This window comes from Pseudoalteromonas sp. MMG033, from assembly GCF_057197785.1.
The window spans coordinates 1,049,736-1,063,821 of record NZ_JBXVAL010000002.1; the positions used below are offsets into that span (position 1 = coordinate 1,049,736).

The 14,086-nt window shown below is 40.5% G+C and carries 10 protein-coding genes and 1 pseudogene; 7 read left to right on the forward strand and 4 right to left on the reverse strand.

Going from position 1 to position 14,086, the window contains the following annotated elements; genetic code table 11:
* Positions 1–149: 149 nt before the first annotated feature.
* From AC2CZC_RS25600 to AC2CZC_RS25625, 6 genes and pseudogenes are all read left to right on the forward strand, one after another.
* Complete coding sequence (locus tag AC2CZC_RS25600; RefSeq protein WP_484585170.1) at positions 150–1,163, forward strand: LacI family DNA-binding transcriptional regulator; 1,014 nt, start codon at positions 150–152, stop codon at positions 1,161–1,163.
* Positions 1,164–2,397: pseudogene (locus AC2CZC_RS25605) on the forward strand (glycosyltransferase). It begins immediately after the preceding gene.
* 275 nt (positions 2,398–2,672) lie between these two features.
* Positions 2,673–3,899, forward strand: coding sequence for a threonine/serine exporter family protein (locus AC2CZC_RS25610; protein ID WP_484585171.1), 1,227 nt, complete (start codon positions 2,673–2,675; stop codon positions 3,897–3,899).
* A gap of 626 nt (positions 3,900–4,525) precedes the next feature.
* Complete coding sequence (locus AC2CZC_RS25615; protein WP_484585172.1) at positions 4,526–7,093, forward strand: TonB-dependent receptor; 2,568 nt, start codon at positions 4,526–4,528, stop codon at positions 7,091–7,093.
* Positions 7,094–7,386: 293 nt separating this feature from the next.
* On the forward strand, positions 7,387–8,736 hold the full coding sequence (locus AC2CZC_RS25620) for a TonB family protein (RefSeq protein ID WP_484585173.1): 1,350 nt from the start codon (positions 7,387–7,389) through the stop codon (positions 8,734–8,736).
* A 255-nt stretch (positions 8,737–8,991) separates the two neighbouring features.
* Positions 8,992–9,627, forward strand: a complete 636-nt coding sequence (locus AC2CZC_RS25625) for a GNAT family N-acetyltransferase (RefSeq protein WP_484585174.1) — start codon at positions 8,992–8,994, stop codon at positions 9,625–9,627.
* A 389-nt stretch (positions 9,628–10,016) separates the two neighbouring features.
* Here AC2CZC_RS25625 and AC2CZC_RS25630 read toward each other — a convergent pair whose 3' ends face one another.
* Together AC2CZC_RS25630 and AC2CZC_RS25635 are read right to left on the reverse strand one after the other, a co-directional pair.
* The gene (locus AC2CZC_RS25630) at positions 10,017–11,273 is read right to left on the reverse strand and encodes an amidohydrolase family protein (protein WP_484585175.1); all 1,257 of its coding nucleotides are present in this window, start codon (positions 11,271–11,273) and stop codon (positions 10,017–10,019) included.
* 22 nt (positions 11,274–11,295) lie between these two features.
* Positions 11,296–11,808, reverse strand: a complete 513-nt coding sequence (locus AC2CZC_RS25635; protein WP_484585779.1) for a GIN domain-containing protein — start codon at positions 11,806–11,808, stop codon at positions 11,296–11,298.
* Between the two features lie 540 nt (positions 11,809–12,348).
* Here AC2CZC_RS25635 and AC2CZC_RS25640 point away from each other — a divergent pair.
* Positions 12,349–12,858, forward strand: coding sequence for a hypothetical protein (locus AC2CZC_RS25640; protein ID WP_484585176.1), 510 nt, complete (start codon positions 12,349–12,351; stop codon positions 12,856–12,858).
* 159 nt (positions 12,859–13,017) lie between these two features.
* On the opposite strand, the gene AC2CZC_RS25645 is transcribed toward AC2CZC_RS25640, so the two are convergent.
* Positions 13,018–13,347, reverse strand: coding sequence for a hypothetical protein (locus tag AC2CZC_RS25645; protein WP_484585177.1), 330 nt, complete (start codon positions 13,345–13,347; stop codon positions 13,018–13,020).
* Positions 13,348–13,433: 86 nt separating this feature from the next.
* Positions 13,434–13,994 carry an alpha/beta fold hydrolase gene (locus tag AC2CZC_RS25650; protein WP_484585178.1) on the reverse strand — a complete coding sequence of 187 codons (561 nt, stop codon included), beginning with the start codon at positions 13,992–13,994 and terminating at the stop codon, positions 13,434–13,436.
* Positions 13,995–14,086 lie beyond the last annotated feature (92 nt).

Consider the following 14,086-nt stretch of genomic DNA (forward strand, 5'->3'; position numbering starts at 1 on the left):
ATTTTAGAGACATTTTAAAGTCAAAAAGCTGTTTTTTAGACTATTGTTTTATACAGAAGCTCCACAATTGAATTGTAAGTTGCAGAGTCGAAGTTGATAGGTTTAAACTATGCAACCGTCATCAGCACAACGTATGCGATCAGGCACTTATGAACAACGACAAAAAACCAGAAAAAATAACAATTTTTGATGTTGCCAAAGAAGCGCAAGTTTCCAAATCTACTGTTTCTCTCGTATTAACTCACTCCGACAAAGTAAGTGACAAAAGTAAAGAAAAAGTACTTAAAGCCATTGAGAAACTTGGCTATGTTTACAACCGTGATGCAGCGGCATTACGCAGCAAACGCTCTAATTTAGTGGCTGTAGTTATCAACGACTTAACCAACCCTTACTCGGCACAACTTGCTGTTGGTTTAGAAAAGCATATTTATGCTCTTGGTATGGTCCCGATGCTCGTCAATACTGGTGAAGACTTCAAACGCCAGCAACAAGTGGTCAACACACTAAAAGAATATAATGTCTCCGCTTTTGTTATGGTGCCAGCGCCTGGCACAACTAAAGAGTGGGTAAACCAACTGGTATCAACTGGGTTTCCTGTCATCAATATCATGCGTGAAATACAATTTGCTGATGCGCCTTGTATCTTACCCGACAACCAAAAAGGCACCCATTTAGCCACAGAGCATTTACTAGAAAAAGGGCTGACTTCTCTTGCCTTTTTAGGTGGTACCGACGACATATCAGATTATCATGAACGTGTCAGTGGCTTTCGCTCAGCAATATCCGCACATGCTTCACCCGTTAAGTCATATGAAATTAAAGCGCCGACCAACCGCCAAGGTGGCCGAGATGCATTTCACGAGATTATAAATCAAGCGCCTGATATTCAAGCTGTTGTCTGCTTCAGTGACGTCATCGCTTACGGTGTAATGGAAGCGATGCGAGAGCATGACTTAGTGCCTGGAAAAGATGTAAAAGTCATTGGTTTTGATGACCTTGCTGATTCGCGACTTATGCGCCCAGCCCTTTCTTCGGTGCGCATTGACGCCAATGACATAGGTAAAAGAACTTGCCAAGCACTGAGTGAGATCCTAAACAAATCACAACCGCCAGTCAGAACACTGGTTGATATATCCTTACAAATACGAGAATCATCTTCTTAAATGAATAAAGTTTTAGTTATTGGCTATGTATGGCCAGAGCCTAACTCATCGGCTGCCGGCATGCATATGCTTTCTTTGCTTCAGTTTTTTACATCGCAAGGCTGGCAAGTTGAATTTGCAAGCCCTGCACAGCAAACAGACCATATGGTTGATTTATCAAGCTATGGCATATCCAGTAAGCAAATAGCACTCAACTGCAGTAGTTTTGATAGGTATGTCGAGACGCTAGCTCCTGATATCGTGATGTTTGACCGTTTTATGATGGAAGAACAATTTGGCTGGCGTGTTGATAAGTTTGCGCCGCAAGCGCTCAAAATTTTGGACACTGAAGACTTACAGTGCTTAAGAGGTGTAAGACACGCAGCTGTAAAAGCCGGAGTTGATTTCAATCTAGACTCTCTGTTGGATAGTGAGTTGGCGAAAAGAGAAATAGCCGCAATACTTCGCTGCGATTTATCCCTCATTGTCTCAGACTATGAATATGAGTTATTACAATCAACTTTTAACATCAACCCTGCACTTTTGGTCCACCTACCGTTTTTGGTCGACCTGGATTCACTGCCTTGTGAGCTACCATCATTTGAAGAACGCCAACATTTCATGACCATTGGTAATTTTCGCCATGCGCCTAACTGGGACTCTGTTCTTTATTTGCAAAAGCTTTGGCCTGCAATTAAAAAGCGCCTGCCTGACGCACAATTACATATTTATGGCTCTTACCCCCCTAAAAAAGCAACGGATTTAAACAACCCTAAAACTGGGTTTTTAGTCAAAGGTTGGGCAGATGATGCATTAGAGGTAATGAAAAACAGTCGCGTCTGTTTATCCCCTATTCGATTTGGCGCAGGCATTAAGGGGAAATTTTTGGAAGCCATGTTAACTCAAACTCCCTGTGTTACCACGGAAGTTGGTGCAGAAGGCATGCATGGTGACTTACCTTGGCATGGCGCAATAGCAACCTGTGATGAAGCCTTTATTGAGGCTGCTGTCTCGTTATATACAAATCAGCAAGACTTTCATCAAGCACAAAATAATGGTCTTAAAATTCTACATGATAGGTATGACAAAAAAGAATTAAGTTCCCGTTTAATAAACAAAATCACTGAACTCCAAAAATCTTGCTTCTCATCGAACGCACAATTTCTTCGGTCAAATGCTCAAACACCATACACTGCGCAGCACACAATATATGTCACAGTGGATTGAAGAAAAAAACGCAAATAAAATGCGTTGAAAATCAGGCAAAACTGGTTAGAATGCGCGGCGTAACTTATCATTAGCTTTATAGAAATGGGATAGGAGTAATGTCTTTACTGTTTCTTAGACAGAGTACGCCGCGAGAATAGACCTAACCAGGCATTTTTACCCAAGTTTTTTTTGCGCAGAGTATTCAAAATTACAACATAATTTAGCGGTATCATAAGTTACATAATTTGGGATTTAAGTGACCAACACTTAAGTTTATGGGCTTGCCCTCAACCTCTCAACTATTTATTAGGTATTGCACAGTTGAACTCAGCGACGTTTACCCAAAAGCGCAAGTTTATTGTTAAGCTTGGCAAAATGCTTCATCAATATGGTACCCCAGCCTTTCGTTTAGAAGCGCACTTGATGGAAGTTGCCACTCACCTTGGTTTAAAGTCTTCATTTGTCATGTCTCCGACCTCTGTTACTTTTGTAATTTGGACTGATGGACATGAAGAAGAGTACACCCATGTAGCCAGAGTTGAACCGGGCGATCATGATTTAGGCTCCCTTGCCAATACTGATGACGTCGTAAATAAAATGCTGGCTGGTGAGCTCACAATCGTTGAAGCTGATGAAAGCCTTGAGCAGATCCAAAACGCAGACTCCCCATATTCAAGGTGGCAAATGGCACTGGCATTTGCAGTCTCTGGCGGTGCGTTTGCGATGCTTATGGGCACAAGCTGGAGTGATGTGATCTGGTCTGGAATAATTTCAATTTTGGTATACCTATTTATCCTTTGGTCTGAGCACTCCAAGCGTGTTACGCATATGCTTGAACCTATGGTGGCCATCGCTTCTGCATTTGCAGCCTGTGCTGTCTCAGCTTATCTCGATCCACAGCTCAATATCCGGTTAGTGGTGCTATCCGCAATTATTGTGTTTATTCCTGGTTTGGCGTTAGCACTAGGCTTTGCAGAACTTTCTGCTCGTCACTTGGTATCGGGTACAGCTAGGGTTATGGATGCCTTTATGCTGTTATTTAAACTGTATTTTGGCGCCTTTTTAGGCATTAGCATTGGCTTTTACGTGTTTGGACAAGTTAATTTTGTTCAACCTGACCCCCTGCCAAAGTGGACGGCTTGGTTAGCGGTATTTCTGCTGTGCGTTAGTCTTGTTGTTATATTCAAAACCAAATTAAAGCATGTACCTTGGTGTATTACGTCTGGGTTTATTGCTTATGCTGTTTCAGTCAGCGCAGCTATTTATTTTGATTATGCCTTAGGCACGTTTGCAGGTGCATTTGCCGTTGGTATTTTCAGTAATATTTTTAATCGCGTTGAGAACGCGCCAGCGTCAATCGTCACCATGAAAGGCTTAATTGTATTAGTCCCTGGCTCTAAAACATACATCGGCCTCAATTCCTTAATTGAAGGGCAGAGCTTTGTCATGGCGGATCATATTGGTCAGCAGACCTTTTTAATCTTTATGTCGCTAGTCGCAGGCCTAATCTTTGCCAACGTGGCTCTGCCCCCTAAAAAGAGCTTATAGCACGATATAGCTCGATACAGCCCCTTCTCTCATGAAGGGGCTGTCGCTTTGTTTCAGTCATCCCAATTTACACTTTTTAATGACAAGTTGTATTGTCGAACTGCTTTTCTGCGCTCGAAACACCGACCGCTTCCCATCAAGTATCACATTGCGTCCTGCTTTTAAGTAGCACATAACCCACTTTCCACATATAACAGCAAGACACCTTAAATCGATATGACTGCCTTACTAGGTAAGCAAACTAAAATTAACCGCGCATAGTTAACTTACCAAAAATCGCTTTCACTCTTACGTAAAACGCAATTCATAAAGTCGTAGCGATAAGCGACCAAATTCTAGTTCAGGCTAGACATCTTACCCTTTCAACATAATTAGTTGTGAATGTAAATAAAATCACACATAAAAATTAAAAATTAAAATTACTTATTTAGATAAAAAACGATAAACAAACAAAATAATAAGTATTTAAATCAAGTATTAAGAATAATTTAAAAGTATAAAAAATTTATTTCACAACTAATCACACACTTTCAAGATTTAACAAGCAGACATGTTGTTAAATTTCAACTGCACAAAGTTACATTTAAGTGATTACGTTCAAAAATTCATCCAAGGGGATTGGTATCATGTTCAACAATAAAAACAAGTTGTCGCTGGCAATAAGCTCAGCTTTAATGACTTCTACTTTGTATTTTTCACCTTATGCGTTTGCACAAAATGACAGCGCTGTTTCAAATCAAAAAGAAGTGGAAGTTATCCAAGTTCGAGGTATCCGTGGCAGTGTTGTTAAATCGCTCAATACTAAGCGTTATGCAGATGCAATAGTAGACGCAGTGACAGCAGAAGACATTGGTAAATTTCCTGACCAAAACGTCGCAGAATCACTTCAACGGATCACTGGGGTTTCTCTTACTAGAAGCTTTGGTGAAGGTGAGCGAGTAAGTATTCGAGGCACAAGTGAAAGCCAAAACCGAACATTGTTAAATGGACAAGCCGTTGGTTCAACGGACTGGTGGACTAACTCAGCTGCGAGTCGTGGTTTTAACTATACAATGCTGCCATCAGAGATTGTATCTGGTCTTGAGGTATATAAGTCACCTGAGGCAGACATTGATGAAGGCTCAATCGGCGGCACAATCATTGTTAGAACAAGAAAACCGCTCGATTTAGAAGCGAACAAAATAGCTGGTTCATTGTTAGCCCAGCACAGCGAAGTCTCTGGCGAAACGGATCCGCAAGCGTCCATCATGTATAACTTTAAAAACGATGATGAAACATTTGGCGCACTTGTGTCGTTGATTAGACAGGAGCGAAATCTGCGCCGTGATGGTATTGAAGCTTGGAGCTGGACAGACAGAAACATCACCATGGCGGATGGCACCGTGCATGAAGATGTATATAGCCCAGGTGGTGGTGGCTCTGCTATGTTCTCTCAAGAACGTGTCAGAACAGGCATCACACTTGCACTGCAATATCGCCCCAGTGACGCAACAGATATTTCATTTAATGTATTAGATTCAACGCTGGACGCGGATAATGAAAACCAAAACTTTCTTTGGTTACCTGAGCGTGGCGGCGCTCAATACACAGACATCACAATCATTGACCAAAATAAGGTCGGAAAAATGGTTGTCGGTGGCACCATGGGGTTATCTCCAGACGGTACAAATATCCTAAACGAAACAAAAGTCAGAAACTCTAAGCTTAAAACCAAAGCATATGACTTGAAGGTCGAGCACGAAGGCGAACTTTGGCAATCCACTTATCAACTAGGTTATACCGAAGGCTCTGGTGGTTCACAAGCTGATCGCTCTGTAGGCTGGGTTGGTAACTACGTTCATTCTTTTGATACCTCGCAAGCAGAAGATGTCAGAACGTCTTACGGTGCAGATCCGAAAGATGGCACAAAATGGAACCTCGGCTTTTTGCGTTACGACAACAATGATGCAAAAGATGACGAAAGCTATTTCCAAGCTGACTTTAAACGCCCTATTGATGTTGCCGTATTCAGCGAAATAAAAATGGGCTTAAAATATCGTGATCATAGCCGTTTTAATACCAAAAACACCACAGATTCACGCACTGACCTGAATTGGAGCTTAGAGGATTACTCCCTTGCGATGCCGAGTGACTACCTCTCTGGTTTGGGTTCATCTGGTACATTACGTTCTTATGCCATTACTGACTCAGATAGAGTTCGCCAAGATGGTGATGCCCTTAACTGGAACTATAGAGTTTTAAAAGCCAGTACTTTTGACATCAAAGAAAACATACTAGCAGGTTATGTTAAAACAACCATAGATGCAGATGGTATGCGTGGTAACTTAGGTATAAGGCTTGTACACACCAAGCAAGAGTCATCTGCATTTGCGGGTGCAACAGGTCTTGAAACGTGGACCACACAAGACAAAGACTATTTTGATGTACTACCAAGCATTAACCTCGCCGTTGACTTAAGTGATGATCTACTTATGCGCTTTAGTGCAGCGAGAGTAATGTCTCGTCCAGACTATGCCAGTATGACAGCTTCAACCTCATATAACGTTGAAACTCAAACAGGCACAGGTGGTAACCCAGATATAGATCCATTCCGTGCAACGCAATTCGATACTGGTATTGAATGGTACTTCAACGAAGCAGGACTGTTCTCGGCGGTATTTTTCTATAAAGATATTCAATCATTCTTAGACAGTACGCCTGCATTAGAGATACATGAAAATACCCCAATTAGGATCAGTCGTCCTTCAAATGGTCGCGCAGGACGAATTCAAGGCTTAGAGTTTGGCTATCAACAAGAGTTGCTTGAAGGTGTTGGTATTTCTGCCAACTACACCTATGTAGACGGTGAAGCCAAAGATAAAGATGGTAACGACGTGACTATTCCTGGTAACTCTGAGCACACAGTCAATTTAAGTGCATATTATGAAAACGACTCGCTCAGCGGCCGTATTTCATATAACCACCGCTCAGGATATGACTCAGGTAATGATTGGCCTGGTTACATTGACGCCTATGGTCAAATTGATGCAAACCTAACTTATAACATCAATGAAAACTTAGCCGTCGTCTTAGAAGCTATCAATTTAACCGATGAACATACATTTAGCTATCAAGAGGAAGGTGTTGAGCAGGCACTTACTGGTGTCTATGCAGATGGTAGACGCTTCGTGGCTGGTGTTCGATTTAACTTTTAAATAAAAAAGCAGACTTGTAAAAACTAAGCGTTTGCACAAGTTCTGCACCTTGTTCGTTGTAAACACAGCGGCATATGGCAAGGAAAGCCTCTCCCTGCCCAGGAGATTTAAGCTGAAGCCTACGAATGTAGGCCTTCAGCTTTTCTTTTTAAACACCTTGTACTATGAGATATGGTAATTGTTTGTAAAAGCTGTAGAATCGGTCATTTAGGTACATAAATTAATATAGTAAATACGTAACATAACGCCTGATGTAGGTTGGGTAATTATCACAAGGTGCCACTTTAATCAGCATGAAGCATGTCAGGCCTATTGAACTAATCATTTTAATTTTGGCGCTGTTCTCAACTAGCAGTCGTGCGGATCTTTTTACTGCGACACATTATTACCAGCAACAAAACTACGTCAAAGCCTACGACGAATTTTATCAGCTGGCCCAACTCGGTAACGGCGACGCCATTTATAACTTAGCCGTAATGTCACTCCATGGCCAAGGCACTGAAAAAAACCTATCAATTTCCCATGCTTGGTTTGCAATCGCTGCCGAATACGGCATTGCTGAGGCACTCAAAACAGCACATCTAATTTCATCTCAATATGCAGACAAACAGGTGCTAGAGCAAGCACTGCAACAAAGAAAAAGCCTATTTGGCTATCAATACTTAAGTGAGAAGTACCAGCCTGACTTCAGCAAAACAAGCACACAGTCTCCCTCATCCGAACGAACTTTTGATAAGCAACCTGATTATCCAGAGCAAGCCGCAAGACAAGGGATAGAAGGCTGGGTTTGGCTTGAATTTGATATTGATACAACCGGTGTTGTTAAAAACATCGTTGTGATTGATGATTACCCTAAGAATATCTTCGCTTCATCTTTAATTAACGCAGTTAAAGTTTGGCGCTACAAGCCCGGCAAAGCCAAAAAAAATCACTCGCTGATTTATCACTTCACAACCTATAAGGGTAAAGAATACAAGCGGACTTTGGCGTTTCAGCAGCAAGATTATAAAGCTCAGATCAGACGTCATATTGATGCAGCCGAGCAAGGTAATGCGCTTGTACAGTATTACATCGCAAACTGGTTAAGCTCTAACGAATACAACGCCAGTCGATTACTGAAATACCACTGGCGAGACGATAATGACTACTTAACTATACTGCTTGCCGCTGCAAAAAATAACCTGCCTATTGCACAGTACAAGCTCGCCGTTGAGCTACTCACTAACTCACATGACAAAACACAGTTTGAGGTGGCGTTAAATTGGCTAAAACACAGTGCACAACACTTTTCACCAGCCCAATACAAATTAGCCACTTTGTACGGTGATAAACATAGCCAATTGTTTGCCCCCTATGAGGCAACCAAATGGTTTAAACGCTCTGCTCCTCACGATAAAAGATCCGCTAAAGCACTGAGTTTGCATTTATATAAACACCCAAGTGATGGAGAAAGCCTAACCCAGTGGCTCGAGATGGCACTTGAGCAAGATGAAAATGACCCTGAGTTACTTTTATTACAAGCAAAACTCACCCAAAGCACTGACAAAACAAAGTCGATTGAAATAGCTCAAAACGCATTTAAACAAGCACAAAAAAGGCAATGGGATACAAGTCAGATTGAACAGTTCCTTGATCAACTCTAAGTTATAAACGCTTATATCTGAACCAGCGTTTTGCGCACAGGGTTGAGCTTTATTTAACTGGTAGTAAGCTGCGAACTTGAGAAATGCACATTAACACCAGTGTGTCGAAAGCCAACTTTAAAACATCACGCGCTTGCCCAAAAGAGTTTAGGAAAAACCTGCTGTAGAGGTCTTATTTGTTTCAATCTCATGGAAAAACGAATCTTGCCTATTTATACTCTTGCACAAGATAACCTCATACTAGTGTGTTAATTTATGCATTTTAATTTTTCAGTAGACAATATTCATAGTCAAAATATACATGAAACAGCTAGACTGGTTGTCGCTACATTTAATGAAAGAGAGCCATTGGCTGGAGCAAATAATGCGCCACCAAAGGAGTTTTCTGAGTTTATCTTGGGTCTAACTCAGCATTGTGCAGACAACGGATTGGGGTTTATAGCCAAAGAGTTAACAACGAACAAAGTAATTGGCGTTATTTTGGCTTCAGATCTGGCCGAGACCCTGAATAAAGTTGATACCGATGACAAAGAGCCAAATAATCCAATTGCGACTTTGATAACAGTACTCAATAATCGCTATTTTAAAGGTGAAACTTTACCAAATAATACTTATTTAAATATAAAGTTTGTCGCAATGAACGATAGGTTTAAAGGGAAAGGGGTCGTAGACAAATTGATATCTAAGTGCATTAACGAGGCCAAGAATAAGGGGTTCAAATTTGCACAAGCTGAAGCTACTGGAAATGTTTCTCAACATATCTTTAAGAATAAATTGGGGTTTGAAGAAAAAGCATTTATAAAATACAGAGAGTTTACTTTAGGTGATGAAAAACCGTTTTCCGAAATTACAGAGCATGAAGGTATTAAGCTACTTATAAAACGGATTTAACGTTCGAATTTGCACTAACAACATACACATTGGGAATAAGTTTGTGATCCTTGCTTATCCGTAACCTAGTTTGGTGAACGACAGCTTTTTGTTAGTATTTTAGATTAGACGAACTTTAATTAACGGCGCAAACTGGCATATCGCTGAACTTCGATAAAGATTAGAAAGCGGACGTCGATAAAACGAGTAGTCATGAACGCAGCTCAATCCTATAATATCCGCCTTAGTCATCGCAAATGACAAGTAATGCAAATAGAGGGGCCTAAGCCCTCACGCGGTAGTAATTACTAGTATTGAATAGTTTGTAACAAATTAAAGCTTATATAGCTCTGTATGTTTATAAACATCTGCTAGATATAATCAATTATTACAAGCCTTTTTCTGTCAACTTAATTAATGGAATACCCAATACGGCCGTTGATTATGACGGTGTCGATTTTCTCTATATCAGTAATATTATCCCATGGGCGACCATTGATTATAAGGATATCAGCAAATTTTCCCTGTTCAATGGTCCCAAGTTGCGTTGATTTTTTAAGGGCAATTGCACCATTTCTTGTCGCTGCGATGATGGCTTGAGTATCACTAAAACCCGCATCAACTAAACGCTTTAACTCCATATGATAACTATATTGACCATGTTCTTTTACCGGCGAGTCAGTGCCAATTCCTAGCATAACATTAGATTGGGCGAGGTGAGGGATATTTAAATGACCCTTGGGCTCTCGACCGAGCGTGGGAACATAAGTCACTTGATTGTTAGCAACAACATCAAGCGTCTCTTGGCGAATGATGTTTCCATGCCGAATACCGTGTTCAACACTGGTCACTCCTGTGTGAATCGCGTCGATTGTTTCGTTTTGACCACCGGTATGCGCCGCCACCCAAAGGCCGTTTTTTTCTGCAAGCGAAGTAATAGTAGCCAGTGTTTCCTGAGACATTCGAGGCATTTCAATATCATTAACACTGTCGGTGTGACCTTGATAAACAACCTTAATACCGTCAATCCCCTGTAAAATTAACTGTTCGATTTTTGCTGTGATTTGCTGTGGAGAATCTGACTGAAAAGTCATTTGTTTTAAAACCCAAGATGGAATGTCTTTACGTTGAGTGGGATGACCACCTGCAACAGTAAAAATTGGACCCGCGATAAATAATCGAGGGCCTGCTAACTTATCTTGAGACAATGACTTTTTTAAATCAAAGATAGCTGGCGCTATGTCTCCTAAAGATCGATAACTGGTTACGCCAGCTTGAATTAGGTCTTGTCTTACACTGGGTAAAAAACGAAGTTGATCCCAAATTGTATTTAGCATGTTGTCATGTTTGGATTGCTCCTTCCCCCCAAAGAAGTGGCCATGTAAATCAATTAGGCCAGGCATAATTGACTTTCCCGTAGCGTCAACTACCAAGGTTTTTTCTGTAATATTACAGCTTTCTCCAAGACAAACGATTTTACCATCGGTTACTAATATTCCTGGGTTACTTCTTGCAAACTCTGAGGTGGCATCAAATAAAGTGCCGCCTTGGATCCATATATTTTGTTTTGGGCTTTCCCACGTGTACAAGTTGTGGTTATACGCTAGTACCAACGCTAAACCAGAACTAATTAAAAATACGAACAGATATGTAAAACACTTTTTCATAACTTTTCTCCGGTTATTGCTCTTAGTTAAGTTTTAATTGAGTGTTGTTCAAAGTGCCTCTGGAACCGTTAGATCGCAGTTGCTGATGGTTAGCTACTCCCCGAATATCAAGGTCGCCAGCGTCATTCATTTCTATGTTTGAGTTTTCTACCTGAACGACAAGATTCGCGTTGGCAGTGTCGTTAATTTGTACGCTGAGTTGCTTTGCTGCTAAGGATAAGCTTGTTATATCGCCAGATCCTGTAGTCACAATAGTGACGTGTTCTGCAATTAATTGGTTTTCGCCTGTTAAAGTGGCTGAACCTGAGGTTTTAATGTTTTTTAAATGCTTGTATGTCACATAAACTTTTACCGACTCACCACTATGGTAGCCCTGTGTAGTCACGGTTAAAGTGCCATTTTCACTTTGTGTAATGACATCTTCTATGGGTATGCCTCGGGCGAATACTCTGACTTGTTGATGCTCAGATTGAGTGATAAAGACATCAGCAAGTCCACCAACAATAATACTGTCAAAATCTTTGACTTCTCTTATTTCCTGCTGACAGGCAAAGTTGGCACAACCTTGACAAAATAGTGGTAAATAAAATTAAAACAATAGTTAGTGAATGATTCATATTAGCCTCTAGCACTTTATTGGTGTGAGCATTATCAAAAAAGCGCTAGATATAAGTAATGGACAAATGTCATGAACAAACATGACATTTGTCATTTATCTACAAAATTGAGTAGTTTATGAGTTGGAGTAGTGATTTAGAAAGGTGCCAAACATACTAGTTTAAACAGCGGTGCTTTAGTGCAGAATGTAATGCGTTTTGCGATACTGATTTCAACTAAGATAATTAACCAAACCAGATTCGTTGATTTTTATTTTTTCAATGACCGCTTCTGACAAAAAGCAAGCATTCATTGTCAGTTTATATTCCTCCCTTAAAACCCAGCATGGTATATAAAATTTATAAATATTTTATATTAATAACTTAATGGTCTAACGAAGGCTTTTTTGTATTAATATCCACTTGTCGCTATACATTAAAAACAATACGCTTGCGGTTTTTAAAAGTTGTACTGATAGATGATTAGATTAATTAAATGCATTATGTTTGCTGGCCTTTTCCTGTTCATGAGCTCTGCCTCTGCTGGTGTGGTTCATTTGCAAGACAATCCCCTTTCTAAACCCCAAACTGATTTACTCAAAGACTTGATAGCAACCTCTTCAGCACTCACTAAGCAGCCTGATACAATTTATGTAAAGCATAAGTCGCGCAGTGACTTGAAATCGATAGTGATCAATAAAACAATCTTGAACACGCCATTTTCTTTTACTGATGAATCTCATCAGCTTAACTTGGAAGGGTTTCGAGTCTCAAAAATTGATGTCAGAAAAGATAACTCACTGTATAGCATCAGTTTGGTATCGAATAAGGCTCCAAATTGGTCAATTTTTGTAGAATTTGATGACTTGGTACTATACGACTATCGATTACAAGGTTTTTTACTTTCTCTAATAGGCCAACACCAGACGCATTATATCCAGATTGCGAAAGACTACAGCGTAATTAATACAACGATTGACCTTCACTAATCAATGGGGGTCAAAGGCGTTGTTTATAGCTTTTTAAGATAACGACGGCTTTTGTTCCCCGAGTCGGATAACCAATTTAAGTAAGCCCTATAAATAAATAGCGATTAGACACCGCTAACAGACATAATTGTGCAGTGTCGTAGCTGCACAACTAGGCTATTAATCAAGCCTTCTTAACCAATCGGCAAGAGCAAGGCCAATACTCTTGGGCTGATCTTCTTGAATATAATGTAAACCACCCCCTACATACGCGGTTTCAATATTTTCAATTCGCTCAACATACCAGGGGATCAATGCGTTAGGAGTAATTGAACCAGGAGATGCATAAAGTAATAAAACTGGCATATCCGTTTTTGACATAAATCGTTCGATCCCTTTCATAACTCTGTGAGTATGGCGAGGGGAGCCTGCGATAGGTATTTGTCTGGGCCATGCAAGTAAAGGTTTTCTGTCAGCTTTATCAACATAAGGCGCGCGATACTCTAACATCGCTTCTTCACCCAAAGTTCTATTTACCAAAGACGGTAGCATTTGCTCAATTAGGATATTTTGTTCAATAACAAGTTGGTGACCAATTACAGGGTCATTAATCGCTTCAAAAAAAGGCCCATATTTGGCCCCAACGCATCAAAGCTATCAGCAGGCATGAGAGGTGGCAAAGCCCCTTCCATAAATGCTAATGCTGCGACCCGCTCTGGATTTTTACGAGCATAATGCCACGCAATAGCCGCGCCCCAGTCATGCCCAACTAAAATAATTTCATCAAGTTCTAGCTCATCAATAAAGCGGCTGAAATAACGAAATTGCTGTTTAAAGTTATACTCTATGTCTGGCTTTCCTGAATGCCCCATACCAATTAAATCTACCGCCACAGCCTGGTGAGACTTTGCAACATAAGGCATAACGTTGCGCCACAAGTAAGACGATGTCGGGTTACCATGCACGAAAACTACAGCTTTACCTTCCCCCAGCTCTAAGTAAGACATAAAAGAATGCTTTACATCTACACTTTTACGCTCAATCTGCAGTGTTTCATCAATGACAGGAGCTGGTAACTTATCACTTGCTGAATATGCTTGGAGCCCATTTGTGCAACTCAAATACATTAATAGCACTAAAAAAAACCGTTTTATCATCTTATATCTCCTTTAACCTTTGTTATTGGTTTTACTAAAAACAAGTAATGTACACATGTGTACAATATATGAGTTAGTTTTTATTTGTCCAC

Excerpts from the sequence above, each read along its gene's own strand:
- AC2CZC_RS25600 (WP_484585170.1), top strand. The coding sequence starts at position 150 with ATGAACAACGACAAAAAACCAGAAAAAATAACAATTTTTGATGTTGCC.
- AC2CZC_RS25615 (WP_484585172.1), top strand. The coding sequence starts at position 4,526 with ATGTTCAACAATAAAAACAAGTTGTCGCTGGCAATAAGCTCAGCTTTA.
- AC2CZC_RS25620 (WP_484585173.1), top strand. The coding sequence starts at position 7,387 with ATGAAGCATGTCAGGCCTATTGAACTAATCATTTTAATTTTGGCGCTG.
- AC2CZC_RS25625 (WP_484585174.1), top strand. The coding sequence starts at position 8,992 with ATGCATTTTAATTTTTCAGTAGACAATATTCATAGTCAAAATATACAT.
- AC2CZC_RS25630 (WP_484585175.1), bottom strand. The coding sequence starts at position 11,273 with ATGAAAAAGTGTTTTACATATCTGTTCGTATTTTTAATTAGTTCTGGT.
- AC2CZC_RS25640 (WP_484585176.1), top strand. The coding sequence starts at position 12,349 with ATGATTAGATTAATTAAATGCATTATGTTTGCTGGCCTTTTCCTGTTC.
- AC2CZC_RS25645 (WP_484585177.1), bottom strand. The coding sequence starts at position 13,347 with ATGTTAGAGTATCGCGCGCCTTATGTTGATAAAGCTGACAGAAAACCT.
- AC2CZC_RS25650 (WP_484585178.1), bottom strand. The coding sequence starts at position 13,994 with ATGATAAAACGGTTTTTTTTAGTGCTATTAATGTATTTGAGTTGCACA.